At 34.7% G+C, this 404-nt stretch carries 1 protein-coding gene; it reads right to left on the bottom strand.

What is annotated here, in order from left to right; translation table 11 throughout:
• The coding region (locus AB3I72_RS13830; RefSeq protein ID WP_368024008.1) for a transposase at positions 1-404 on the bottom strand (404 nt) is incomplete at both ends.

Below are 404 nucleotides of genomic sequence, written 5' to 3'. Positions count from 1 at the left end.
AAATAACTCCAAATCCAATTGTTGTAAGGTTTCAAATGTGTATTGATAGACAAATTCTACTTTCAACGACTTATAAGTTGATTCAGCTACGGCATTATCAAAAGGACAGCCTTTATGACTCAATGATCGATTGATGTCAAAAGTTGTTAATAATTCATCAATAGCTTGGTTATCAAACTCTTTTCCACGATCAGTATGAAAAATCTCAACCTCTGTCAGAGGTTGTTTGATACGGCTAAATGCTTTTTTTACTAGAACGGCATCTTTATGTTCTCCACAAGAATAGCCGAGAATTTCTCGATTGAACAGATCCAAAATGAAACAGACATAATTCCATTTTTTCCCGACTCGTACATAAGTCAAGTCTGTTACGATCGCTTCTAATGGGTTGTCTCTTAAGAATT

This window comes from Enterococcus sp. GC34, assembly GCF_040886645.1.
Classification (GTDB): Bacteria; Bacillota; Bacilli; order Lactobacillales; family Enterococcaceae; genus Enterococcus; species Enterococcus faecalis.
This window is presented reverse-complemented; position numbering and strand designations above follow the sequence as displayed.